Origin of the sequence: Pseudoalteromonas sp. SR41-8, from assembly GCF_014163915.1 — a bacterium.
Classification (GTDB): domain Bacteria; phylum Pseudomonadota; class Gammaproteobacteria; order Enterobacterales; family Alteromonadaceae; genus Pseudoalteromonas; species Pseudoalteromonas rhizosphaerae.
On sequence record NZ_JACJEE010000008.1, the window covers coordinates 76,004 to 101,046 of the forward strand.

At 39.9% G+C, this 25,043-nt stretch carries 22 protein-coding genes; 15 read left to right on the top strand and 7 right to left on the bottom strand.

Features of this window, described 5'->3' with window-relative positions:
• Nucleotides 1-28 precede the first annotated feature (28 nt).
• Genes H5162_RS07535 through H5162_RS07560 form a run of 6 tightly spaced genes read left to right on the top strand, consistent with a single transcriptional unit; the run spans nucleotide 29 to nucleotide 6,121 of the window.
• On the top strand, nucleotides 29-703 hold the full coding sequence (locus tag H5162_RS07535; protein ID WP_182734052.1) for an ABC transporter ATP-binding protein: 675 nt from the start codon (nucleotides 29-31) through the stop codon (nucleotides 701-703).
• Entirely contained in the window at nucleotides 697-1,668 is a 972-nt protein-coding gene (locus H5162_RS07540) for an efflux RND transporter periplasmic adaptor subunit (RefSeq protein ID WP_182778127.1), read from the top strand. Before H5162_RS07535 ends, H5162_RS07540 begins: the two co-directional genes overlap by 7 nt.
• Entirely contained in the window at nucleotides 1,658-2,818 is a 1,161-nt protein-coding gene (locus tag H5162_RS07545; protein WP_145234188.1) for an efflux RND transporter periplasmic adaptor subunit, read from the top strand. Before H5162_RS07540 ends, H5162_RS07545 begins: the two co-directional genes overlap by 11 nt.
• Nucleotides 2,815-4,011 carry an efflux RND transporter periplasmic adaptor subunit gene (locus H5162_RS07550; RefSeq protein WP_182778129.1) on the top strand — a complete coding sequence of 399 codons (1,197 nt, stop codon included), beginning with the start codon at nucleotides 2,815-2,817 and terminating at the stop codon, nucleotides 4,009-4,011. Before H5162_RS07545 ends, H5162_RS07550 begins: the two co-directional genes overlap by 4 nt.
• Entirely contained in the window at nucleotides 4,011-5,246 is a 1,236-nt protein-coding gene (locus tag H5162_RS07555) for an ABC transporter permease (protein WP_145234192.1), read from the top strand. Before H5162_RS07550 ends, H5162_RS07555 begins: the two co-directional genes overlap by 1 nt.
• A 5-nt stretch (nucleotides 5,247-5,251) precedes the next feature.
• The gene (locus tag H5162_RS07560) at nucleotides 5,252-6,121 is read left to right on the top strand and encodes a patatin family protein (protein WP_182778131.1); all 870 of its coding nucleotides are present in this window, start codon (nucleotides 5,252-5,254) and stop codon (nucleotides 6,119-6,121) included.
• Between the two features lie 155 nt (nucleotides 6,122-6,276).
• On the opposite strand, the gene H5162_RS07565 is transcribed toward H5162_RS07560, so the two are convergent.
• Nucleotides 6,277-7,902, bottom strand: coding sequence for a methyl-accepting chemotaxis protein (locus H5162_RS07565; RefSeq protein WP_182778133.1), 1,626 nt, complete (start codon nucleotides 7,900-7,902; stop codon nucleotides 6,277-6,279).
• Between the two features lie 140 nt (nucleotides 7,903-8,042).
• Between H5162_RS07565 and H5162_RS07570 the strand changes: the two genes are divergently transcribed.
• Entirely contained in the window at nucleotides 8,043-8,855 is an 813-nt protein-coding gene (locus H5162_RS07570; protein WP_259398185.1) for a transporter substrate-binding domain-containing protein, read from the top strand.
• A 200-nt stretch (nucleotides 8,856-9,055) separates the two neighbouring features.
• Nucleotides 9,056-9,526, top strand: a complete 471-nt coding sequence (locus H5162_RS07575) for a DM13 domain-containing protein (protein ID WP_182730892.1) — start codon at nucleotides 9,056-9,058, stop codon at nucleotides 9,524-9,526.
• 98 nt (nucleotides 9,527-9,624) lie between these two features.
• Here the strand turns inward: H5162_RS07575 and H5162_RS07580 are convergent, their stop codons facing one another.
• The 3 genes from H5162_RS07580 to ahpC all read right to left on the bottom strand — a co-directional run bounded on the left by H5162_RS07580 (nucleotide 9,625) and on the right by ahpC (nucleotide 12,412).
• Nucleotides 9,625-10,029 (bottom strand): GFA family protein, encoded by a 405-nt coding sequence (locus H5162_RS07580; protein WP_182778136.1) that lies wholly within the window; start codon nucleotides 10,027-10,029, stop codon nucleotides 9,625-9,627.
• A 135-nt stretch (nucleotides 10,030-10,164) separates the two neighbouring features.
• The gene (ahpF, locus tag H5162_RS07585) at nucleotides 10,165-11,739 is read right to left on the bottom strand and encodes an alkyl hydroperoxide reductase subunit F (RefSeq protein WP_182778138.1); all 1,575 of its coding nucleotides are present in this window, start codon (nucleotides 11,737-11,739) and stop codon (nucleotides 10,165-10,167) included.
• Between the two features lie 103 nt (nucleotides 11,740-11,842).
• On the bottom strand, nucleotides 11,843-12,412 hold the full coding sequence (gene ahpC / locus H5162_RS07590) for an alkyl hydroperoxide reductase subunit C (RefSeq protein ID WP_145234205.1): 570 nt from the start codon (nucleotides 12,410-12,412) through the stop codon (nucleotides 11,843-11,845).
• A gap of 245 nt (nucleotides 12,413-12,657) precedes the next feature.
• On the opposite strand from ahpC, the gene H5162_RS07595 reads away from it, so the two are divergent.
• The 6 genes from H5162_RS07595 (at nucleotide 12,658) to H5162_RS07620 (ending at nucleotide 18,263) form a co-directional block, all read left to right on the top strand.
• Nucleotides 12,658-13,077, top strand: coding sequence for a DUF3429 domain-containing protein (locus H5162_RS07595; RefSeq protein WP_149980032.1), 420 nt, complete (start codon nucleotides 12,658-12,660; stop codon nucleotides 13,075-13,077).
• A gap of 57 nt (nucleotides 13,078-13,134) precedes the next feature.
• Nucleotides 13,135-13,506: a hypothetical protein gene (locus H5162_RS07600; protein ID WP_145234209.1), complete on the top strand. Its 372-nt coding sequence runs from the start codon at nucleotides 13,135-13,137 to the stop codon at nucleotides 13,504-13,506.
• An 8-nt stretch (nucleotides 13,507-13,514) separates the two neighbouring features.
• Nucleotides 13,515-14,318, top strand: coding sequence for a class I SAM-dependent methyltransferase (locus H5162_RS07605; protein WP_182778140.1), 804 nt, complete (start codon nucleotides 13,515-13,517; stop codon nucleotides 14,316-14,318).
• Nucleotides 14,319-14,320: 2 nt separating this feature from the next.
• On the top strand, nucleotides 14,321-15,310 hold the full coding sequence (locus H5162_RS07610; protein WP_182778142.1) for a Gfo/Idh/MocA family protein: 990 nt from the start codon (nucleotides 14,321-14,323) through the stop codon (nucleotides 15,308-15,310).
• A 217-nt stretch (nucleotides 15,311-15,527) separates the two neighbouring features.
• Nucleotides 15,528-17,189: a methyl-accepting chemotaxis protein gene (locus tag H5162_RS07615; protein WP_149980030.1), complete on the top strand. Its 1,662-nt coding sequence runs from the start codon at nucleotides 15,528-15,530 to the stop codon at nucleotides 17,187-17,189.
• A gap of 210 nt (nucleotides 17,190-17,399) precedes the next feature.
• Entirely contained in the window at nucleotides 17,400-18,263 is an 864-nt protein-coding gene (locus H5162_RS07620) for a DMT family transporter (protein WP_182778144.1), read from the top strand.
• A gap of 65 nt (nucleotides 18,264-18,328) precedes the next feature.
• Here the strand turns inward: H5162_RS07620 and H5162_RS07625 are convergent, their stop codons facing one another.
• From H5162_RS07625 to H5162_RS07635, 3 genes are all read right to left on the bottom strand, one after another.
• Nucleotides 18,329-19,192, bottom strand: coding sequence for a sensor domain-containing diguanylate cyclase (locus H5162_RS07625; protein ID WP_182734040.1), 864 nt, complete (start codon nucleotides 19,190-19,192; stop codon nucleotides 18,329-18,331).
• 331 nt (nucleotides 19,193-19,523) lie between these two features.
• Nucleotides 19,524-21,551, bottom strand: a complete 2,028-nt coding sequence (locus tag H5162_RS07630) for an ATP-binding protein (protein ID WP_182734039.1) — start codon at nucleotides 21,549-21,551, stop codon at nucleotides 19,524-19,526.
• A 432-nt stretch (nucleotides 21,552-21,983) separates the two neighbouring features.
• Nucleotides 21,984-23,972, bottom strand: coding sequence for a ligand-gated channel protein (locus H5162_RS07635; protein WP_182778146.1), 1,989 nt, complete (start codon nucleotides 23,970-23,972; stop codon nucleotides 21,984-21,986).
• Nucleotides 23,973-24,092: 120 nt separating this feature from the next.
• Between H5162_RS07635 and H5162_RS07640 the strand changes: the two genes are divergently transcribed.
• Nucleotides 24,093-25,001 carry a LysR family transcriptional regulator gene (locus tag H5162_RS07640; protein ID WP_182778148.1) on the top strand — a complete coding sequence of 303 codons (909 nt, stop codon included), beginning with the start codon at nucleotides 24,093-24,095 and terminating at the stop codon, nucleotides 24,999-25,001.
• Nucleotides 25,002-25,043: the final 42 nt, after the last annotated feature.

Consider the following 25,043-nt stretch of genomic DNA (forward strand, 5'->3'; position numbering starts at 1 on the left):
AGATAATAATAAAAACAAAAGTAACTGTATGATCAGGGTCGAAAATCTTTGCCGTACTTATGGTGCAGGCGAAACGCAAGTCATTGCATTAAGTAATGTTTCATTACATATTAAAGAAGGTGAGTTTGTCGCCGTGATGGGCGCTTCCGGTTCAGGGAAGTCGACTTTAATGAATATCCTTGGGTGTCTGGATACACCAACCTCAGGCAGTTATTTGCTCTCTGGTGAAAGTATTAAAGAAATAGATGACGAAAGTTTGTCAGCTATCCGCAATAAAAAAATTGGCTTTATATTTCAAACCTTTCACTTATTAACTCGCCTTAGTGCTCAAGAAAATGTGGCTTTGCCACTGCGTTATACCGACACCCCAAAACAGCAAGCCAGTGAGCGCGCTATGGCGATGCTGGATAAGGTTGGCTTACAAAATCGCGCACGCCATAAACCATTTGAAATGTCCGGTGGTCAGCGGCAACGAGTTGCTATTGCCAGAGCACTAGTAAATGAGCCAAAAGTCATTTTTGCTGATGAACCAACGGGTAACCTCGATAGTAAAACGTCTCATGAAATTATGCAGTTGCTTTGCTCACTCCACCAACAAGGACATACTTTGGTCATGGTAACCCATGAAGAAGATATTGCTGCTTATGCTAAGCGAATTATTCGGATGAAAGATGGCATAGTCATAGAGGATAGCGGATGTTAAAAAGTCAATGTTTCAAAGCCTGTTTAGGATTATTACTTTGCAGCTTAGCTTTCTCAAGCAATGCGCAAAGTTTGTTACTCAGCGGTGAGCTAAAAGCCAGCGATAAGCAAATTTTTTATGCTCCAAAATCAGACAACTGGCGAGTACAAGTGCAATGGATGATGAAAGAAGGCGAAATAGCGCAACAAGATGATGTTGTTGTGGTGTTTGATAGCGGCTCGATTGCCAGTGAAATTGAACAAGATGAAGTAAGTTTAGATGCCGCCGAAGAAGAGCTGCTTAGGATCACCACCAGCAATCAAGAAAAACAAATAGAAGCTGAGTTTAACTTTAAGCGCACTGAGCTTTTACTAGCGCGTGCCCGTATTGATGCTGCTATTCCACACGCTAACTTAAGTACCTATGATTATCAAAAAAATCAGCTCGAACTTGAAAAAGCCCTGATCAATAAACAAAAATCATCCGAAGAACTCAGCCAAGTTAAAACTGAAAATACCGTTGCGCGCAATAAGCAGCTACTGACTATTGAACAACTAAAAACAGACCTTGCATACAATAAAACGCAACTGGCAAGTATGAGCATTAAGGCACAGCGTACAGGGCCCGTTTTATATGCAAACCACCCGTGGAATGGCGAAAAAGCATTTGTTGGTATGACAGCCCAACCAGGCTGGAAAATTGTCGAAATACCGGCCATGAGTGAACTCTACATTGAAGCCTGGGTACACGAAATTGATTATCAACATTTACAACTTGGCCAACAGGCGCAATTGTTATTTGACGCCTATTTACAACAGCCGCTCAATGCGACTTTAAGCGAAATTTCAACTCAGCCAGAAGAACGCCTTCAGTGGGGCAAAGATGCCTACTTTAGAACTCGCTTTAACTTTAACGCTCAGAATTTAAAACTGTTACCGGGCATGAGTGCAAAATTAACAATCGGAGAAGACTCTGATGAATCATAACGTTTTATGCATAATATTGAGTATGTTGCTATTAACTGCATGTAATGACGATGAGCAACAACATTATCTAGTGAAAAAGAGTGATATTGCTATTACGGTTAATGCCAATGGCGAACTAGAGTCATCAACCAGTGCGATCATTGCCCCGCCGTCAGTTGCTCGTATGTGGCAATACCAAATTAAGACTATGCTAGCGGAAAACACCCAAGTTAAAAAAGGCCAAGTGGTGGTATCGTTTGACGATAAACAAGTTCGCGATAAGCTAATCGACAAACAATCTTCATTAGAGCGAGCAAAAAAACAGCTCGAAAATGCGCAAAATAAAGAACTTATCAAAGAGCAAGAATTGACCCTCAGCGTTGCCGAAATGAAAATGAACTACGATAAAGCTAAACGCAAAGCAGAGATTGTTGATCAATCTCGCTCTGAAGTTGAACGTAAAAAGTCACAAATTGATTTTACTATTGCAAACAACGATCTAACGCTTGCTAAAAGTAAGCAAACGTTTCAGCAACAGAGCAAAGAACTAAACTTAAAAATGGTGCAGAGTAAAGTTGCACGGCTGCAAAGTGAGGTAGACGGGTATTTACAAGATATTGAACGCCTTAAGGTAAAAGCCCCAATTGATGGGCTGGTAATTTATAAAACCAATTATGAAGGTGAAAAGTCATCCATTGGTGAAAGTGTGCAATTTGGTCAGCCTGTTATTGAGCTTGCTGTACTTAAAAATATGCAAGTAAAAGCACAAATCGATGAACCCGACAGCGGTAAAATTGCCCCAGGGCAAACCGTTAAAATAACCATTGATGGCAGTAGCGAACTAGTTGTGTCAGGGAAAATAAAGAGTTTGGGTCGTGTATTTAGAGAAAAGTCATATCAAGATAAGCGTCGGATTGTGGATGCCATTGTTAGTATTGATAATATTGACACCAGTGTTATTCGCCCAGGACTTACTGCGCGCTTAGAGATCACCACCGCTCGCCTACCTCAAGTATTAAGTATTCCTTTAACCAGTTTGCAATATGATCAACAAGGTCCCTATGTTGCAACCACTGAAAATAACAAACAATTTATAGAGATAAGTCACTTTACCGATAATCTCGCCGTAGTCAAAAGCGGCCTACAACTAGGCGACGAGGTAAAATTATGAAAACGAGCTTTGCACTTAGCTTAATCGTTACAGCTTTATTTATCAGCGGTTGTTCAAAAGAACATGAAATTCAAAACGCGCTTACTTATACGGTTAGTGAACATAGTTTTAAAACTGAGGTTGAAGCCAAAGGGCATTTGATCGCAGCAAATGAAACCCTGATTGTTGCGCCAGCATCAAGCCGTGGGCCACAAACTTTAGCATGGTTAATGCCAGAATATAGCCAAGTTAAAAAAGGTCAGGTCATTGCTCGTTTTGATGGCGAACAAATGCGTCGGCAAAGCCAAAAAAACACTAATCAAGCGGCTTTAGCAGCGCAAGATTTAGCACAAAAATCAGGAGAAATAGATAAAGATAAGACTATTTTAGAGCACGATATTGTATTGGTTAATGAAGAAAAGCAATTTGCCGAAGATTACTCAATTGAAGATGAACGCATTCGCTCTAAATTAGATATTTTAGAGTCACAACAAAATGTTGAGTTTTTAAATGCAAAACATAACTACTACGACTGGCAAACTGGCCGTTTTGAGCAAAGTGCCACCGGAGAGTTGATGTTATTAAAAATGAAAGAAGACCAATACAAACAAAAATTAGCAACGTTGAACACTAACCTATCATTGCTTGAGATCATCGCCCCTCACGATGGCTTATTAACCCATAGTACTAATTGGCGCGGCGAAAAACCGCGAGCGGGTGAATCCTTATGGCCTGGTCAAAAAATAGCAGCACTGCCTGATGTTAGCCAAATGCAGTTGATGTTATATGTGTCTGAACGTGAAGCAATCGATTTAACCGTAGGTCAGTCACTTACATTCAAACTTATTGCATTGCCTGAGCAGCAATTTAGCGGCGAGTTAATCGCGGTATCGCCGTTTCCTAAATCAATAAAACGCGGCGATCCACAAAAATTTTACGAGCTAAAAGCAACGATAAATCAGCAAAATAACGCTTTACGCCCGGGTTTAAAACTCAATGCGACTATTTTAGTGACACCGCAAAGTGAGCGTTTAGTGGTACCCAAACAAAGTGTTTTTACCGAACAAAATGCGCATTATGTTTATGTTGAAGAAGCTGGCGAATTTATCAAAAAGACCGTTTCATTAGGCAAACATAACCTTAGTCATGTAGAGATCCTCGCAGGTTTAGCTGCTAATGATGTGATCTCACTCATTGATATAAAGGACATCTGATGAAATATTTAACTTTATTTATTGACACCGCCTTAGAGCTTGCACAGCATAAGTTACGTACTTTACTGACTTTATTAGGGATGATATTTGGTGTCGGTGCCGTCATTGCTATGCTCAATATTGGTGAAGGTGCTGAACGTGAAGCCATGAAAATGATTGACTCTATGGGGTTATATAATTTGATTGTTAATGGCAAAGAGTTCGATGAAAAAGAACTCAAAGAGCAACGTAAGCATTCGGCCGGTTTAAGCCTGCGTGATGCCCAAGTTGCCCACGATTCGCTGCCTTTTGTTACCGATTTTGCCGCACAAAAAACCATCGAGACGTATCATATTTTTAGCCAATACAATAACAGCGACGCCAATGCCGTAGGTGTAAGCGCTAATTATTTTCAGCTGTCACATTTTCAACTATTTGCTGGACGTATATTAAATAAAAACGATCAACAACGGTTTGCTCAAGTGGCAATGCTTGGCGCAAATACTGCCAAGCAACTATTTCCGTTAGGTGACGCACTCGGTCAACAAATAAAAATTAACCACTTATGGTTTAAAGTAGTCGGTATTTTACAAGCGCCTTATTTAAAGAAAAAAGAATTTCAAGGAGTCAAACTTGGTAACGAACAAAACCAAGTATTTATTCCACTTAGTACTGCATTACACCGCTTTGAAAGTGGCTTACTTGATAGTGAAGTCAGCAGCTTGAAACTAGCCATTGATAAATCGGTTGATCCAATTGTTGCCGCACAAGCACTGGAACATTTACTGCAAAATCGCCACAGTGATATTGATGATTTTGAATTAGTTATTCCTGCCGCGTTATTAGCCCAGCAAAAACAAACCCAGCAAATATTTAATATTGTGATGTCCTGCGTGGCAGGCATTTCACTCTTGGTTGGCGGTATCGGTATTATGAATATCATGTTGGCGACGGTGCTTGAACGCACTAAAGAAATTGGCTTACTGCGTGCTATTGGTGCAACACAAAAAGACATTCGGATACAATTTATTGCCGAGAGCTTTACCATTTCTATTTTAGGTGGCTTACTGGGTGTGGTATTTGGTATTGGCTTGTCTGAAATTATCTCTATGTATTCGCAGTGGGCGGTATCGTGGTCAATGACCGCCATAGTGTTATCGTTTAGTATTTGTGCGTTAGTCGGCCTTATTTTTGGTGTATACCCCGCGATCAAAGCGTCACAGCTTGATCCTATTGAAGCACTGCAAAGTGATTAACTCGAATGTTAGTAGTTAAAGGAGAAAACTCGGTGAGCAACAACAAACACACCCTTGTTGTAGAAGGTGGTGCAATGCGCGGCATATTTGCCACCGGCGTACTTGATGCGTTCTTAGGGGCACAATACCAACCATTTAATCGCTGCTTTGGTGTCTCTGCTGGAGCAACTAATATTGCGGCTTATTTATGCCAACAAGCTAAACGTAATCATAAAGTGATCACTGATTATTCATGCCGACCCGAGTTTATTAATTTAGCGCGCTTTATCCGTGGTGGGCATTTATTTGACTTAGATTGGTTATGGCAAACCACCATGGCTGATATTCGTTTAGATCTTGGCACATTTGCAGCACAGAACTGTGAATTTTATATAGTCGCAACCGATATAGACACAGCATCAGCGCAGTATTTAAAAGCGACAGCAGAGCAAATGGAGCAGCAGTTAAAAGCCTCCTGTGCGATTCCTATTGCTTATCGAGATTACCCAGTCATTGATGGTATTGCCATGACCGATGGCGGTGTGGCTGATTCAATTCCGATCCGAAAAGCCTATCAAATGGGGGCTGAAGAAATCACGGTCGTTTTATCACAACCACTTGGATATCGTAAAAAAACCAGTAAGGCCCCATGGTTTACACGCCGCATTTATAAAAACCACCCGGCACTTGCCAGTGCATCTTTAGCTCGTGCTGATAACTATAATGCCAGTATTGCGTTTATTCATAATCCACCTGCAGACTGTAAAATAAATATCATCGCACCACCTGCTGACTTTAACGTTGGCCGCACCACTAAAAACTATCAAAAGCTCAGCGATGGTTATCAGATGGGGATTGTGGCTGCACAGCAACACTTGCAAAACATGCAGCTATAGAACAATGATTTTATCTATAAAAAAGTGTGTGGCAGCTTATTGTTTTTGCTGATGTTGTCACAAAACTGCGCGATCCAAACCTTGTGAAACTAATAAATTTAGACTGTACCTTGTCATTCGTACTCTATTAGTAACAAGGTACACTCATTACAGTGTTATACTTTAAACTCATTTACTTGTTGTTGTAACATACTTGCGAGTAACGCCAACTCCTGTGATGCTTGTGCGTTTTGCTGAGAACTTTCACTCACTGATGCAATACTAGAACTAAACTCGTTGATGTTACTACTTAATTCATGGGCCACCATTTTTTGCTCTTCAGTGGCTGTTGACACTTGCGTGTTCATATCGGCAATTTCGGTTACCTCTTGATTTATTTCAGTTAAAACTTGTGATGAATATTCTGCATGATCAACACTTTCTTGTGCACTACTTTCAGCGTTGCCCATAGCAACAACAGCTTGTTGAGCCATACCTTGTAGCTTGCTGATCATTTCATTAATGCTCGCTGTGGCTTTTTGGGTATTATGAGCAAGCTGCCTTACTTCATCGGCAACAACAGCAAAACCACGACCAGAATCCCCTGCTCTTGCGGCTTCAATCGCAGCATTTAAAGCCAGTAAGTTAGTTTGCTCTGCAACGCCTTGGATCATCATTACAACCTGATTTATATCATTTGTTTGTGTATTAAGGTCGTTTATTAATTGTGTATTTGTATTTACTAACTTAGATAACGTTTGGATTGAGCTAATATTATCAGCAACGGCTTGCTGCCCTTGTTGTGCTTTACTATCTGCATTAGTGGCTTTTTCTGATGTGGCCATCGCATTTTGTGCCACTTGTTCAATCGCACTACTCATTTGCGTAATGGCTGTCGCAATCATTGTAGACTGTTGCTCTTGCTCTGTGGCTGTTGAGGCCACTTGCTCACTAATTGAGTTCATTTCTTCTGCCGCAGAAGATAAAGTTAACGTCGCCCCAGATACATCGGTTACTAAAGTATGTATACGTGACAACATATTATTAAAGTTTCGTGCAGTATCTGCAATTTCATCTTCACCAAGTACATTGGCTCGTATTCGCAAGTCAGCATTATTTGCAATTTGCGTAATGGTATCGCGCAGCGCCACCAATGGGTTTTGAATTGAACGGTAAATAAAATAAGCAATGGCTAACAACAAAAAAATCAACAGTGCTACTGATAGTTTCATCACTAGACTTACTAACGCAAAGTTTTCGTCGGCTTGTTTCTTAAAGTGATTAGCTTCATTTAATTGCAGCTCTATTAAAGCTTGATAGCTTGCGCTTAACGGATCGAATACATTATATAGATCAGTAACAAACTGCTGTTGTGGGAGTGACTGGAAATCCCCTGTGCGTACTTTGTTCAACAAGTTTTTAATTTGCGCTTGAACTGGCTTAAGTTTTTGTTCGACAGTATTTACTAAGCTTTTTTCTTCACTGGTTAAGTCTGTACTAAGGTAAGTATTCCATTCTTTATCGGCTGTATTTTGAGACTGCTGTACTGCCGCAAGTAAATCATTTTGACTAATGTTACCAGCTTTGAACTTATGAAATAAATCAACAATATTAACTGCGTAGTTATCTGACACCGTTTTTATCTGTTTCAATGGTACGACACGGTTCTCATATAAACTGTCAATTCCTTTAACTAATCCTCCCATAGTACTAATTGAATATATGGCAGTAATCGTAAAAATTACAACGGGTAAAAGCGCTAATACAATTAAACGGGAACGGACCAAGTAATTATTTAACATAGTATTCCAAAGCTACATCTTTAATATTTACAAGTATAATACGTAATTCAAAAGCCTCTACGTTTTTATAATATTTTTTGCAACAATGAGGTATTATAATTTTGCTATACTTGAGCCATAAACTTTTAAGTTATAGCTCAATGATGAAATTGTATAATTTTGCAGTGCTCTGGTTATTGTTATTGCCTTTGGCGTTTACTAACTTTGTACACGCTAATGAAGCAATCGTTAATCTTCACTTAGCAAGCCCCAGCACAACAGATACCCCTCGTAATCACTATATTCATGCGCTGTTAACGCTCGCCTTTGCTGAGCAAGGAAAACAGGTTAATTTTATATACTCCATTAGACCAATGAATAAAAAACGCGTGGTGGAAGAGTTGTCAAAAGCAAGCAGTATTAATTTAGCTTGGCTATCGCTCCCTGCTAACAGCTACCCAGATTTACATCATACCTCATTGTCAATTTACCAAGGTTTACACGGCAAGCGATTACTAATAATTAATAAAAATCAACAACCGCGCTTCGCTGAAATATCAACTTCAGCACAGCTTAAGCCTTTAATAGCATTACAAAAGCAGAGTTGGTCTGATTATGATGTACTTATACGCAATGGCTTCACTGTTAATGGAGAGCTAGATTATAAAGGCATGACTAGAGCACTCGAGACAGGTTTGGCAGATTATTTTCCTCGCTCTGTATCAGCTATTGCCGCTGAGGTGACTAAACTGCAGCATCAAAACTTAATGATTGAACCAACGATCATGTTGCAATACCCGAGTCATTATTATTTTTACACTCATAAACAAAACGATGCTTTACTAATGGAGTTAGAGGCTGGGTTACTAAAACTTCAAAAAAACGGTAAGTTTGAGCAGCTTTATCAACAATTTTTTGGTGACAAAGAACAAGATCTCGCATTATCAATAAGAAAAATTTTCCAGTTAAATTAGCAACAACATAGCTCACATTACTTATTGCGAGCTAACAACTAAGTCAGTTCACAATAGGGTCAAGCACCCTAATAAAGTAAATACTTAAATGACGATTGAACTCGCCCAATCCGATTTTGTAAGCTAGCTTATAACTATAGATGAAGGCATCCGCTTGTTTTGCCCAATATACTGAATATTCTCATGGATAAGGTCTTATTATGATGCGTAAATTGTGGCAGGTAGTCGTTTATCTGATGATATTTTGTGTTGGCTTTGTTGCAGGGTTATACACACTGCCAATTTTAACGGCTCCACCCTCTCCTAGCAAACTTGAGTTGGCCACACATGCACAACAAGCACTTTATAGTGGTGAATTCAAAGCTGATCTCGCAGGCTCTGATGCTTTGCATTATGGTAACGGCCAAGTCAGATTAACCAACAATATGATCTCTTTTGATGGCATCTTGAGCCCAGGCCCAGATTATCAGCTTTATTTAGCTAATCGCTTTATTGATAATGAAGCCGATTTTTTAGCATATAAAGGTACAATGACAAGGGTTGCAAGCGTAAATACATTCGATGGTTTTATAATTAAGGTGCCAGCCGATATTAATATTGCACGCTTTAACACTGTGATTGTGTGGTGTGAAAGTTTTGAACAATTTATAACCGCGGCTCAATACCAATGAACAAGTGCTGGGAAACAACTGCTTTAAAAGCAACAGAGAGTTGCGGCACAGACTATTTACCAGTTTACTTATTATAAAAACACTATCAGCCAACGAACTTAGCGGGTCGGTTCAAAACCATCATAATGTGGGATATCAGCATTTATTTGCTCCCAATTCGCTTTTGAGCTAACAAAATTATGACTAATTGGCCGCTCTGTAATATCACTATCGAGTATACCCAGACGCAACCTTAGTCTGCTTATATCATCAAGGTTTTCACTGTAAATTGGGCTACCGCATGCACTACAAAAATAGCGGATACGCCCTGGTTTAAATTCAAATTTGCTTAACCACTCATTGCCTTTGATTACTTTAAAATCAGCACGATTAATAAACCCGTTAGTAGCAAATGCGGTACCACTAGATTTACGACACAACGAGCAGTGACAATGAATAATGCTCTGGATCGGGCCATCAATTTGTACTGTGACCTTGTTACACAAACAACTTCCTTGATACATGCTAAAACTCTTTAAAAAAATAAGCATAAATACTAGCACAATTTTTTATACAAAAAAGCCGCCTTTGGAGAGGGCGGCTTGGGTGAACAAACAGCTATGGGTGGGAGCTGTTATATCAAGAGACTATAATTTGATTTATGCTACGCGTTGCTCTTCACTAGGTGTTTGACGAATTAAGTAATCAAATGCCCCTAGGCTTGCTGTTGCACCACTGCCCATCGCAATGATAATTTGCTTAAATGGTGTGGTCGTTGCATCTCCCGCAGCATATACTCCCGCTAAAGATGTCGCTCCTTTTGCATCTATTATTATTTCGCCAAACTGACTGAGTTCAACATTACTGTCTTTTAACCATTCAGTGTTAGGTATTAAGCCTATTTGCACAAATATACCGGCTAAGTTTAACTGTTTGTTCTCACCTGAGGTGCGGTCAGTATAGCTTAAGCCCGTCACTTTTTTACCATCACCGAGTACTTCTGTAGTCTGGGCATTCTTAATAATGGTGATATTCTCTAAGCTATTGGCTTTACGAATAAGGACGTCATCGGCGCGTAACGTATCTGCAAATTCAAGTACCGTAACGTGCTCAACAATATTAGCTAAATCAATTGCCGCTTCTATACCCGAATTACCACCACCAATAACGGCAACAGGTTTGCCTTTAAATAACGGTCCATCACAATGTGGACAATACGCTACACCATGACCACGGTATTGTTGTTCACCAGCTACGTTCATTTCACGCCAGCGAGCGCCCGTTGCCAGTACTAACGATTTAGTACTGAGTACAGCTCCGTTTTCAAGCGTGATTTCATAACCATTTTTATAACTAAGACCGACGGCTCGTTGATTGTGCATGACATCTACATCGTACTCTTTAACATGCTCTTCAAGCTGAGCTACGAGCTTAGGCCCCTCGGTTGCTTTAATAGATATAAAATTTTCTATTGCTAGCGTATCAGCTACTTGTCCACCAAACCGGTCAGCAACAATGCCCGTATTTAAGCCCTTACGTGCTGAATAAATTGCTGCCGATGCACCAGCAGGGCCACCACCTACGACAAGCACATCAAATTGTGATTTTTCATTGAGAGAAGCGGCTTGGCGCTCTGCCCCTTTACTATCAACTTTATTTAAAATATCAGTTAAGCTCATCGCACCTTGGCTAAAGGGCTGGCCATTTAAGTATACCGCGGGTACTGCCAGTATATTTCGCTGCTCTACTTCATCTTGAAATAATGCCCCATCAATCATAGTTGTTTTGATGTTGCTATTGTTCGCAGCCATTAAATTAAGCGCTTGTACGACTTGCGGGCATGTTTGGCAACTTAATGAAATATACACTTCAAACTCAAGTGGCTGAGTCAGTGACTTGATTTGCTCAAGATCTGCAGCCGACGCCTTACTCGGATGCCCGCCCGTATGTAACAACACTAATACCAAACTGGTAAACTCATGCCCCATCGGCACACCAGCAAAGGTAATTTGGCTATCTCGAATAGGTGAAGATACCGTTATTGATGGACGGCGTACGCCACTATCTGGATTATCTCGCACCAAAAATTTGTCGCTCAACGACGCAATATCGTTGGCTAAATTGTCAATTTCTATTGATTTTTTGCTGTCATCCAAGGCGATAAGTAGCTCAACAGGATCAGCAATAGCTGCAAAGTGACTTTTTAATTGATTTTTAATGTTGGTATCTAACATGACTTACCCTTGTTTTAGCAAAAATGCCCATCATCACACTAATGTGCTTAATAAAATTGTGATGATGAGCCTTCAAGCATATTAATGCTTTGTAATAGTAGATTTAAATTTTGCCAACTAAATCAAGCGATGGTGCTAATGTTTCTTCACCTGGCTGCCAAGAAGCCGGACATACTTCACCATCATGAGTCGCAATGTATTGTGCCGCTTGTACTTTACGTACTAGTTCTTTGGCACTACGGCCAATACCTAAATCATGTGTTTCAATGATTTTGATTTCGCCCTCAGGGTTCATTACAAACGTACCGCGAAGTGCTAGGCCTTCGTCTTCGATCATTACACCAAAGTTACGTGTAATACGTCCTGTTGGGTCACCGATCATAGGGTAAGTAATTTTACCAATAGTGTCTGATGTATCGTGCCATGCTTTGTGAGTAAAGTGAGTATCAGTCGATACTGAGTAAACCTCTACACCCATTTCTTGTAATTGCGCGTAGTGATCTGCAACATCACCCAGTTCCGTAGGACATACAAAGGTAAAATCAGCTGGGTAGAAAAAGAAAATAGACCACTTACCTAAAACATCTTGTTCTGATAGTTCAACAAAATCACCATTGTGGTAAGCCGTTGCATTGAAAGGTTGTAATTTAGTGTTAATTAATGAAGTGCTCATAGTATTCCTCATTTGTTTATTTAAAGTGTAAACAACGCAGGCTGCTGCGTTGGCTTGAGTAATACAATAAGGTGTAAATGAAAATTAATAAAATTGATTATTTAGATTAATTCAATCGATTTTATTGACTAAAGTGTTCATTGTCATCTGGACAGATAGGGCTAAAGCTTTTTTTGCGTCTAATGTTACAATGCTCACTGAAAAATATCGCGAATACGTATTTTTAGTTAATTTTGGGGTAAGCCATGAATAAATTCATCAATCATATCCAGTTAGGCTATTTAGGCTTATTGCCCTTTTTAGCGTGTGTCGGTTGGCCGTTATTAGTCGGTAGTAATAACTTTAATATGCAGTTTTTTACTTTTTATAGTATTGCGATTTTGGCTTTTATGAGTGGTAACTTATGGCACGCTGGACAACAGAGTTATCGAGATGCGATTAAGGCTATACTACCGATTTTACCGCTTGGCTTTTTAGCTTTTTTACCACAACACATAACCTTGGCTTGGTTAGCGGTTAGTTTTTGGCTGGTATTACTATTTGAAAAAACCAGCCCGCAATGGCAAAGCTATCATGCTGATTATCAAAAAATGCGCTTTGTATTAACCTCAGTGGTGTTTGTTTGCCATATATTAGTAATAGGCATTAGTTTATACCCTAACTAACTCGCCCTTTAAAACGGATTAATGTACCATCCGTGCACTGCTTTTTGAGGAACTAAAATGATAGACCAATTGCGCCAACAGCTTGATCAACTCGGTGAAAACTATGTTGAGAAAAGCGCTCATTTCAAAATTAAAGTGATCCCTTTTTTTTGTGCTATTCAAATCAAGAAAGATCATAAGAGTGAAGGCCGATTATCGTTTTATTCTAATCAATGGCTTGAAATTGCACTCGTGGTACTATTTTTACTGTTTGGCTTAATGCTCTTCGATCCTGACGCAGGCTTTACTCATGGCCCTATTCATATTGCGTTTGCAGTATTAATCACGTTTAATTTAATTATCAAACAAATCGCGATTGAAGGACTTAAGACTCGCTTAGCGTTTTTACGTTTAATTGATCATGATGCTAAAAACACACCACTAGAATAATTGAATTAATGTATTTAAATCCTAATTGGCGGATCCTTACCGTTGGCGATGGCGACTTATCGTTTTCTCATGCTTTATCTACTGATCTAGAGCCGGCCAAGTTAGTTGCTTCTACCTATGATAGTGCAGCCACGATTACCTCCAAATATGCTGATAACGCACTAAATGCACTGCGAGATCATCACATTACGGTACTTGATAGTTTTGATGTGACTGACCCACAAGCCTGGCAACGCTTAAATGGCGAGCTATTTGATGTGGTGATTTTTCAATTTCCGCTTATTCCTGCTTTTGTCGGGGAGAGTGCTTATCGTGAAAACACCCAAACAACCAGTATGAACACCCTCAACCGGGCTTTGCTACACCAATATATTAAATATGCCACCAGCTATGCTCTTGATAACAATGGCCCAATGTTGTGCTACATCACCTCAAAAGATGTTAAACCATATCGTGAGTGGAATATTGAAGGCAGCTTAAATTATGGCTTAGCATCACGCTATATCGGCCAAATGCCATTTGATATCAGTCCTTTCCCTGGCTATAAAATCCGTAATGTTGATCGTGACAAACACGTAAAAGACACCAGTGGCACCACTTATGTATTCAGCCCCAAAGAAACGACTGAACTCCATAATCGATTAACTATACCAAGCTACTTAGCAGTTGATAGCTGTTCGCTGTGCCGAGTAGGTCCATTTCAAGCCAGTGAAGATAAACAAAAACACCTATTAGCTAAAAAGCACCAACAAATGTTAGGCTTTGAGGCAGACTGGCAAGCTTGGCTTGCACAATTCAACAATCAGGAGTGACCATGAATTTTGTGATAGTCGGCACTAATTTTATTAGCGATACTTTACTTGCAGCGGCTAAAACAGTCAGTGAGTTTTCACTATATGGCGTATATTCGCGAGCCGAGCAAAGCGGTCATGCATTTTTAGCTAAGCACGCTATAAAAAATGCAAAAATATTTACGACTATTGAGCAAGTATGCAGCGACGACAGTGTAGACGCTGTATATATCGCAGCCCCCAATAGTTTGCATAAAAGCTATGCTGTGGCCTGTTTAAATGCAGGAAAGCACGTGTTAGGTGAAAAACCTGCAGCAGCAAATAGCCAAGAATTAGCCGCGATAGTGGACGCGGCAAAACAAAATAATCGCCTTTATATGGAAGCGATGATGACCACTCACTTACCTAACTTTGCTGTTTTACAACAGGCCATTGCCAAAATTGGGACGCCACGTAAATACATAGGTCAGTATAGTCAATATTCATCACGCTATGATAAATACAAAAATGGTGAGCGCCCTAACACCTTTTTGCCAGCATTCGCTAATGGTGCGCTCGTTGATTTAGGGGTTTATCCGCTATATATCTTGATCGCACTTTGGGGTGCACCAAACACGGTAAAAGCCAGTGGAGTATTACTTGAAACAGGGGTAGATGGTGCTGGTGATGTATTACTAAATTATAGTGATAAGCAAGCAGTGATCAGTTATTCAAAAATATCTCAAGGTGATAATTTTACAGAAATCCAAGGTGAGCTGGGCCGTATTAGAATTGAAGCCGTTTCGTTATTAAAACAGATACAATTTATTGCTAATGATGGCAGTGTTGAAGAATTATCACAGCCATTTGATGAACACTTTATGCGCCACGAAGTTGCCCATTTCATTACAATCGCCAACGCAGGACAACTCGAATCACCTATCAATACCCATCAACTAAGTATCAATGTGATGGCTGTACTTGATAAAGCAAGACAGCAACTTGGTGTTATTTATCCAGCCGACAGACTATAAGCTATAAAATATTATTCACGCAAAACAACGCCTCAATGCTTTGAGGCTTGCCAATGTTGTTGTCACTTTTATCATACTCTTGCAATCTGCTCACTAATTTAATGCGTATCCAATAATAAATAAAATTCATGAATTCTTTAGTTAATTGAAATTATATTCTATAGTTATTTAGCATTATTATTAAATCGCATCAGAGGCAATTTTGACAATAAGATTAATGCTAAGAACTGTTTTTGCTCTAGCAATCACAATTGCAGCAGGGCTACTCATTATCATATTACTGTTAAAAACAGGATTATCTGATAGTCAACAATCAGCTCAGCAACGCTATCAACTAAGTCATTTTGCTAAGCTGTCTGCCTCCAACTCAATCAAGCTAACAGAACTCGCCCGGCAATATGTTGTAACCCTTCAACCTAGCTATAAAAAACAATACTATGAACTTGTAAATCAAATTGAAGGGACTGAACCCTGGTTAGACGGTCGTAAAAAATCTTATATTGATCGCTTAAAAGAATTTAATGTGAATGAACAAGAACTTGCTTTGCTAAATAAATCTAACTCGCTCTCTTTGCAGTTAGTCAGCACTGAAGAACAAGCTTTTCAATTGGTAAGTAGTTTTGCTGGGCAATCACCATCATTATTAAATACGAGCGAATCAAAACAGTGGGTACAGGCAATAGGACTGCTAACCGATAAGGGATATATGGATGAAGTAGCTAAAATACAGACACCGGTGCAAGAATTTTTAGCTGCGGTAGAAAACAGCAGCTTGCAAGAAGTAATGAATAATAACAACCGTGTTGCTAATTTAAGCCTTATTAGTATTGTGATGGTATTAGTTATAATCACTATTTTAATTTTATGCTACTTACAGCTTGAGAAGCGCGTAATAAAGACAACCACGCTATTAGTCAATGAAGCACAACGAATCGCCAATGGTGATTTAACGCATAAAATTGCTCACTCCGGTAACGATGAAATTGCAGAGTTATCAGCCAGTTTTAATATTATGATCGATAAACTATCTACCTTACTGTCAGAAATTAACTCGCAATCCCAACAAGCCCAAATTGCTGCCAACGAGCTAGATTCTATTGCACAGCAGGCAAGACTGCTTAATGACGAGCAGAGTCAAGCAATTGAGGTGATCTCAAGTTCAGTATATGAAAACTCCACCGCCGTCAAAGAAGTATCAAAAAACTGCTCTGAAGCGGCTCAAAACGCAGGAGATGCGGATGCTAAAACACAAGCAGGGATCGATGTCGTTAATCAGAGTATTCATTCTGTCGAATCGGTTGCTGAAATATTAACCGAGTCAATTAATGATTTAAATGATCTCGAATCTTCAGTTAACGAAGTAGCGGTGATCTTAAATGTGATCAGCAATATTGCTGAACAAACTAATCTATTAGCACTTAATGCTGCAATTGAGGCCGCACGAGCTGGCGAACAAGGTCGAGGTTTTGCCGTCGTTGCCGACGAGGTAAGGACATTAGCGAGCAGAACACAAAGCTCAACAGTTGAGATACAACAAAAAATCAATAGCTTACAGTCTGCAAGTAACGCTGTAACCGAACGGATCCGTAGCAGTGATACGCGGGTTAAAGACGCAGTATCAAACTCAGAAAAAGTGGGCTCAATGCTCAAAGAAATAAGCACCCAAGTGCGCTTAATTTCAGATGCAAACCGAACCATTGCAGCTGCATCCGAGCAACAAGCACAAGTAACCGAAGATATAGCTGAACGCTTAACTGGTATTCAAGATGCCAGTATGCAGTCGAAGTCGCAAACCGCACAAATTTCGTCTTCGTCTAGTGAACTCGCGCAAGTTGCGATTAATTTAAATACACAAATAAATAAGTTTAAATTAAGCTAATATCACTTGCCAAAGCAGTCGTTATTTATACTAAAAGCACTATATTTAGTTTAAGACTACGCTGAGGCAAGAATACAAAAACCTAAGTTTACTAAAGCGCATTGGGTACCTCATCATAATTAAAAACTTTTACCGCAAAAGCTTAGCCCCGCTCTCAAAAAGCGCGTAGAATCCCCGCCAATAACCTTTTGCACTACTATAAGGACTGTAATGCAACGCACAATTCCTCCTTTTTTCATTGCTGTTATTTGCGTATTACTTGCCATGGTGACTATTCAGTCAGGCGCTTCAATTGCTAAGCAACTGTTTCCAATAATTGGCCCAGAAGGGACAACGGCACTTCGTTTGGGTTTCTCAGCAGCTATATTGTGTTTAGTGTTTAAACCTTGGCGCGCATTTCCGCCACTTGGTCAACGCATGCCAATTATGGTTTATGGTTTATGCTTGGGCGGTATGAACATTTTATTTTACTACGCCATTGAGCGTATTCCATTGGGGATTGCAGTCGCACTTGAATTTACCGGCCCGTTAGCGGTAGCGCTGCTATCATCGCGACGAAAGCGAGATTTATTTTGGGTCGCCTGTGCTATATCGGGGATCGTAATGTTGCTCCCGGATATGAAAGGTGAAGAAAGTCTCGATCTACTGGGCGTAATTCTGGCACTGGGAGCTGGTGCGTGTTGGGCTGGCTATATCTTATTTGGCAAAAAAACGGGTAATCAAGGCTCTGGCGGGATGACTGTTGCCCTTGGTATGAGTGTCGCGGCACTTATATTAGTGCCTTATGGTGCTATTTCTCAAGGTGGTGCACTACTAAACTGGGAAGTGATCCCTTTAGGCTTATTGGTTGCTATTATGTCAAGTGCCCTACCTTACACGCTGGAAATGGTTGCACTGCGTAATATGCCTGCACAAGGGTTTAGTATTATGATGAGCTTAGAGCCCGCTATTGCGGCACTTGCTGGCTTTATAATTTTAGGCGAGTTATTAACTCTTTGGCAGTGGTTAGCCATTCTTTTGGTGATAGTTGCATCGGTTGGCAGTTCAATGTCTACAAGTAAAGACAGTAACTAACAAACCCAAAAAGACGTATAGTTATAAAGCTAAATGTTGATTTTAATCAAAGGGGAGTAACGTGTTTAGACAATACGATTACCCCCTGCATTTTTTGCAACATACATTGCTTGATCTGCATGTTGAATAAGTTGTTGTTCATTCTCGCCCATTTCAGGATAACTGGCGATACCGATACTGACTGAAAGCTGTAATGAATGTTCATCTATCACAAAAGCTTGTTCGCACTCTTTGCGGATTTTTTCAGCTGTTTTATGTACGTCTGAGCGTAAGCTAATCCCATGAAGTAAGACTAAAAATTCGTCGCCACCTAAACGCCCAACAGTATCAGACCCTCGAACACACCCTTGTAGCCGAGCAGCAATGGCTTGTAATAATCGATCACCACATTGATGCCCATATGAATCATTAACTTCTTTAAAACCATCAAAATCTATAAATAGTAGCGATAATTCAACCTGCTGTCGGTCAGCTTTCGTTAATGTTGATTGAATTCGGTCAAGTAACAGCATGCGATTGGGCAACCCAGTTAACTGATCATGTCCCACCATATGTTGTAATTGCTTTTCAAATTTTTTGCGCTCGGTGATATCATGAGCAACAGCAATTCTGAACTGATGTGAATCAGACCAGCGAACAGACCATAATATATGCACTACTTGCCCGTCTTTTCTCACCCAACGATTTTCAAAGCGCGGTTTAGAGCCTCCAGATAATAACGTATCTACTGCGTCAAGCGTGATCTCAACATCTTCTTTATAAACAAAATCGAGCATTGGTTTACCGATTACTTCGCAAGGCTCGTAACCAAAAATGTCTTTAAAAGCCGCGCTCACAAAAACAAATACCCCTTGCTTGTCAACCACGCAAACAGCGTCAAGCATCAGTTCAAGTACATCAGTGAGACAAACCACACCACTATTTTTCATTCAACTCCATGCCTCAAACAGTAAAATTGCAGACTTTATTATTTATTTACAGTACACATCAGTTAAGCAATCAATCATTGCGTAATAGTGTATAACGTATCTTAGGATACGGTTCATTGCTGTTGAGAGCTATAAAGAAATAATAATATATTGCGATAATAAAACTAATCATAGTGCGTTTTATCAAATACCACATTAAAATACATACAAATATTAGGCCACGTTATGTTTATCTGTCAGTAAACTGCTTTTACTGTACTGCTCAAATGCTAAACACGCCGTCACCAAATATAACTTGAAAAGCTAAAACCTTAAAAAATACCGCTGTAAACTAGCTTATTTCTTTAGTTTTGCTCCTTCCTACAGCATTAACTACCGCTTCCTCAATCGAATGTAGTTTAAAAGGCTTTGAAATAAACATATCCATGCCAGCTTCTTTGCATGCAACTTTATCGGTAGATGATGTATTTGCAGTTAATGCCACTATTAAGGTATCTGCATAAGGACAAATATGTTGCGCTCGCAAAATTTTAGTGGCCTCAAGTCCATCCAGCTGCGGCATCACGCAATCCATAAAAATAAGATCGTATTTTTTTTGCTTACACTTTAAAATTGCGTCTTCGCCATCAACTGCAAAATCGGCTTTAATATTTAGTTTTTCAAGTGAAGCGTCCAGTACTAATCGGTTTATTTGGTTATCATCAACGACTAAAACCGATAAATTAGTTGCCGCTATGACAACGTTTACCCGAGGATTATTTTCGATTTGTACGGCGCCGACTGCAAGTGGGATATCCACGATAAATGTCGTACCCTGATTAAAGGTACTATCAACCGTTATTGTCCCCCCCATAAAATCAATCAATTCTTTTACGATTGCCAAGCCTAAGCCGGTACCACCTTTACTCTTTTTTGCGTCTATTTCTTGTGTAAAAGGTGAGAACAATGAATCTAAAAATGAGTTGCTCATCCCCCTTCCGCTGTCACACACTTCAAGATGCAAGGCTAATTTATCACCGACTACGTTCACATCAGCATTAAATTTTACCAAGCCTTCGTCAGTGAATTTTAACGCGTTACTTAATAAGTTTGACGCAATTTGGCTCAGCCGAGCATTATCGCAATAAGCCCAACAGTCATCTGCTATCGTTATATTTGTTTTAAAATCAACCTTACTATCTCTAAACAATGGAATGTACAACGAAGCAAGATCAACAAAAATTGTTTTTAATAAAAAATGATTTGGTTCGAGTTTTAACTCACCGTGGTTTATTTTTGAAAAGTCGAGCACTTCGTTAATTATACTCAGTAAAATATCCGCGCTACGCAAAGCTATCTTTAGTTTTTCAACTCTCTTATCTTCACGGCGCTCACCTAATAGCGTAGTTAACATTCCGGTTATGCCGTTCAATGGTGTCCTGAGTTCGTGACTTATTTTAGCTAGTAGCATGCTTCTATCTTCTAACATGCGCTCTGCTTCTGCTTTTTTATTTTTTAACTCTTCGCGAAGCATGACCGATTCAGTCACGTCTTGTAAGGTACCAAATAACCTCACACATCGACCATTTAATAATTCAGCTTCACCAAATGTTGATACCCACAAAGTCTGTCCATTAGCGGTAACAAGTTCGAGGTCGAGATGCCATTTCTCGCCACTTTGTATTGCAGAGTTCACTGCATTAACGATGCTTTCTCTGCTTTCTCCTGCTTTAAAAAATTCAGTCGCAGCATTAAGATCAGGAACATAGCTATCACTAACTTGGTAAATACGCCGTGTTTGCTCGCTCCAAGTGACTTTGTCAGTGAGTAAATCAACTTCCCACGTGCCAATATTTGCTACAGCCTCTAATTTTAACAGCGTGTTATTGTTTTTAACAAGCTGTTCATTGGTGATCTTGCGGGCAAACTCAGCACCCAACCATTGTGCAAATAGCTCAACATAGTCATGGGCTTGTTGTGAAAATGGAGTAGATACAGCCGGTGATGAAAAATTAACTGTACCAAATATGGTTGCACCGACTTTTATTGGCGCACCAATATAAGATTCGAGCTGGAAATTTAGGTAACATGGGTGGTTTGCAATGCGACTACTCGACGCTTTATGAAAAGTAAGCGCGGCATTTGCTGCGAGTGTATGTACACAATAAGTGCCTTCTAAATCAAAAGTTGTACCAGAAGCTAAAGAATTATCAGGTGTTATAACGTAGAGCACGGTATAAATATTTTGTTCAATTTTACTAACAATCGCGATATCTAAATTAAATACATCAAGCCCAAACTTGAGCAAACTATGCGTTTTCTCGTCAAAACTTTGACTTTGATCAGATACAATATCATGGAAGCTTCGAAGGAAATTCAAATAAATACCTCGTATTATTTTGCATAGTGACAGATGCTATAGCTAAAAAATCTTATCTAACCACTTCATATTGGTTAATTATTATAGCGTGTAATTAAATATTTACCTTACTAAGGCGACTGACCTTTCAGGATTAAAATTTGTTCAATTTAGGTGTAACGCATAGCGCACCGTATGTTTGCCAGTAATGCTGCGTTATCGCCTATTTATGAGGAATAACCACACTGCATAAGCTCAGCCTTGCCTAAAAGCCAAACACATTGCTGCAAACTTCGAAATAGAAACACACGCTACCCTAACTTTAGAGTAGAAACTTTTCATCAGCAATAGTTTATTTATATTTTCAGTTAGTTATAAAGCTCCATTTATAAAATAAGGCCTCAATTGAGACCTTATTACTTAACCTAAGCAGGGGTTACTAAGTGGTATGCATTAAAACTGCCACCCGAGCGATGCCCAATAACGGCGTCCGTCTTCGACATAACCATATTCATTCTCAGTGATATCTTTATCAAATAGGTTATAAATACCAAAGCCTAACTTTACGCTTTTAGTCAAAACATAATTACCACCCACATCGGCTAACGTGTAGTTAGGTGCAATTAGGCTGCTTTGTGAAGGACCTGTGGTTGGTTGGCTTTCCTCACCACGATAATGCACACGTAACCAACCCCCTAACTTATCGCTTGGCTGCCAGTTTAACGATGTTTGCACTATATGTTTAGGTAACTGATTGAGAGGACTGCCTTTATATTGCCCGGTTTTTTGCTCAGAATCGGTATAAGTGTAATTAGCGCTTAAACCTAAATCGCTGGTTAAGTCGTAAGAGACTGAAAATTCAAACCCTTGAGTCACGGCTTCATCAACATTTATATAGGTTGTCGGATCTGAACCAAACTGATTTTGGCCATCCGTGCATTGCGTAAGTGGGCATGCAATTCGCGTAATTTTGTCATCAAACTCATTGTAAAACACAGTACTTGAGATTGTGTAATCACCACGTGGATCGTAATAAATACCCATTTCATAATTCAATGACTTTTCAGGACTAAGATCTGGGTTGCCATAGATATTGCCGCCTCGACTTACTTGTCCCCAGTCTGCATTTGATTGACGAATATTAGGCGCTCTAAAACCTGTCGAAATACCACCTTTGATAGTGATAGCCTTAGACGCGGTATAAACTCCATATAAACGTGGACTCCAATGGCCTGAAAAATTATCGTCGTGGTCGTAACGCAAACCTGTGGTGAGCTTAAATTTGTCGCTGGTGCTCCACTCATCCTCAGCAAATACCGACCACTGTTTATTTTCTACATGGGTTAACTCGCTGATCCTATTACTCGTGTAATCATCAAGCACTTCTTTTAAGTAGGCTGCACCAAGCGTCGCGTTATGACCGGCAAAAATCGGTAAAGTCCAACTGGTTTGCGCATCCGTGTTTTCAACAAACATTTCACGAGAAGTATTATCGTACTTATCGTATTTTAAATAGCTGCGCGAGTTACCAAAGTCATAATAACCGTTATGGGTTAGCGAGTAAGTTTGTTGCTCATACTCTGTTGTCGATGATTCTGGGCAACCTCTTCGGCCACAGCTTTCACCCGGCGCCAATGGTTCAACTGTTTTACCCAGTGTGTTTTCAAATTTTTGCTGCGCGCTGCCAACCTCTAGCATTATTTCGTGATTATCGTTTGGCGTTAAAATAAACTTCGCTTTAAGGTTACTTTGCTCTTTGCCCCTAAAGCCTGCAGTAAAGTTATCTTCGTCACGTTTGGAAAACTGCCCATATAATTGCACACCTAATAATTCTGGGACAAGTCCACCAGCTGCGAAAAAACTACCTTGATTAGTATTACCTGAGTCGCTACTTTGTTGAACTGTACTGTCTAAACGCAGCTCACCATACCACTGCTGGGGTGTTTTTCGAGTAATAATGTTTATCACCCCACCGATAGCGTCTGAGCCATACAAGGACGACATAGGCCCACGTATCACTTCAATGCGTTCAATTGCAGAGATTGGCGGTGTCCATGCACCTTCAACACCTGGTCCATCACTGTTTGGCCTTGTTTCACGTGATGATTGTCGCTGGCCATCAACTAAAATTAATGTGTATTGGCTAGCCATGCCTCGCAAGCTTATATCTTTGCGATCGCCACCGCCGGTAACCACAACTCCAGGTACATCGGTCATTGCATCGGTTAAGTCACGATAAAAGCGTTTTTCCAGATCTGCGCGATCAATCACACTGATGCTTGCTGGCGCGTCCTTTAACATTTGCTCATAACCTGACGCTGATACCACGATAACTTCCATATCTTGTTTCGTTTCATCAGCTAACACTATTGAGCTGGATAAACTAAGCGCGGTTAAAATGGCGCTAGTTAACGGTATTAACTTACAACTTACCGTGTTCATGATTTTTCTCCGTGACAAATGCAGTTTAAATGATAATAATTAGCGTTTGCATGGTAGTGAGATGTTCCTTTTTCTACAATGTGTATTTTCTTAAAACAGTATTAAGTAAGACTTAACCAAATGAATACAAAATTACTTCGCGCATTAACTGTATTTGTGCGCATTGTTGAAACGGGTAGTATGAGTAAAGCCGCAGTTGATCTTGCCATGACCACATCAGCAATTAGCCAACAAATCAAACAAATAGAGCTTGATATTAAGTTGAGCTTATTTAATCGCAGTCCACGAGAACTGACACTCACCGAGGCTGGCGAGATTTATTATCAAAGCTGTGTAACCATCCTCACCGCTGCAAAACAAGCAGGTGAAAAGCTGCAATTTTTACAAAACAGCCCTAGTGGTCAATTAAAGTTAGTAGCACCGGTTGGATTTGGTGGCGGAATATTAAGTGAACCGCTTAAAAAATTAACCAACCAGTTCCCTGATTTTGATGTGCAACTGACTTTATCTGACGAACCCCTTGATATAATAAAGTCGGGCGCTGATTTGGCTATAGCGATTGGCCCGCTGGATGATTCAAGTTTAGTTGCTCGGCCTTTGGCGAAGTGGCCACTCGTATTATGTGTGCATAAAAGTCACCCATTGGCTGAGCATTGCACACTGTCGCCTTGGCAGTTAAACCATCATACTCGTATCTCGCATTGCACTGCAGATCACCCACTAACGCATAGTTTAAACAGCCAAAAAAAAGCGCTCCCAAAACCACGTATCGTGGTTAATAATATGCACAGTATTATTCAATTAGTGTGTGATGGCGTTGGTTATGCAATTTTACCAAAGCCAGAAGTACAATCATTATTGCTAGAAGGAGAACTCGTTGAGTTATGCACTGACTGGCAACTGCCAACCTACAGTGTGTATGCAATTACCCCAGCAAGAGATATTTTGGCAGGTAAAACCAAAGTGGCTATCGAAATTTTAAAACAGCACTGTGATGAAATCTCAGATTCATTAAAGCAGTCTGCATAAAGCAAATTATCCTAAACTTACTTGTAACTACTGCAACACAGC